Source organism: Dietzia sp. SLG310A2-38A2 (genome assembly GCF_014145095.1).
Lineage (GTDB): Bacteria > Actinomycetota > Actinomycetes > Mycobacteriales > Mycobacteriaceae > Dietzia.
In genome coordinates this window covers 1-1,089 of record NZ_JAALDX010000515.1, presented here as the reverse complement: position 1 = coordinate 1,089, position 1,089 = coordinate 1, and the positions used below count along the sequence as shown (strand labels likewise).

The window sequence follows — 1,089 nt, the reverse complement described above, 5'->3', positions numbered from 1 at the left end:
GAACGGCAGGTGTACGACATCGGCGTCGCGCCCGAGTGCGGTCAGCAGGTGGAGTCCGTCCGGATCGACGCCCAGGACGAACGGCGGATGAGCCGGATCGCCCGACCCCGCCAGGATCGCCAGGTGCTCCCCGAAGCGCGCCCGGATCTCGTCCGCGAGGCCGGGCGCCTCGGAGGCCAGCGGGTCCGAGGGCACCGCATCCAGGTCGCGGGCGAGGACCGTTCCCTCGTGACCGAGCCGGCGCACCTGCAGTTCGCCGAGTTCTATCTCGATCTCGACGACCCACCCCTCGCCTTGGCGCGCGGCACGCGCCACCCCGAAGCCGTGGAGGCTGGCGACGTGCACCTTCGCCTCGACGATGGGAGCGAACTCGTCGATCATCACGACGACCTCGACCGGGGATCCCGGCTCCACGATCAGGCCGGACCACGGTGCGGGTGCCCCGGTGACGACGACCGAGCCTCCGCCGATCCAGCGGTGCTGCGCAGAGACCATGACGTCAGAGCGGTCCCGGCTGCCGCGGACGGCGATCGTGGCGATTCCCGCACCGTCCAGGAGACGCCGGGCGCCCGTGATGACCGGATCCGACACGATCGGGTGCACTGCCATGGTTTGCCCTCCACCGGTCGCCCGCTACACGGCGAGATCTCGAGTACGAGAATAAGGTGACGCTCGCCTAAGTTAGGTACACCTAAGATGCACGAGTGGCCCCCTCGTTGTCAAGGGGGAAGCCCTACAGTGGGTGCGTGACCGACACCACAACCGACGCCGCCGCCGACCCGACCCCTGCCGCGATGCCGCGCCGCGTGCACGCCTTCCGCGACGATGCGCTCGGGTACGACGACGCCTCCGCCCTCGCGGAGAGAATCCGCAGGCGGGAGGTCTCACCCGCGGAACTGGTCGAGGCCGCCATCGAGCGCTGCGCGGCGGTGGACCCCGTTCTGGGCGCCATGGTGCACACCGACTACGACCGCGCGCGCCACCGGGCGGCATGGGTCCAGAACTCCCAGCTCTCCGCCCCGCTCGCCGGCGTGCCGTCCGCGTTCAAGGACGCGGTCCGGGTGGAGGGCCTGCCCATGACGCTCGGCT

2 protein-coding genes are annotated in these 1,089 nt (G+C 70.9%); one reads left to right on the top strand and one right to left on the bottom strand.

Annotation, left to right across the window (positions count from 1 at the left end; translation table 11 throughout):
• Positions 1–609, bottom strand: a 609-nt coding sequence (locus tag G6027_RS16385; RefSeq protein WP_182638078.1) for a hypothetical protein, incomplete at its 3' end; no start/stop codon positions are given.
• Between the two features lie 137 nt (positions 610–746).
• Between G6027_RS16385 and G6027_RS16380 the strand changes: the two genes are divergently transcribed.
• On the top strand, positions 747–1,089 hold a 343-nt coding region (locus G6027_RS16380; protein WP_346995779.1), incomplete at its 3' end, for an amidase family protein.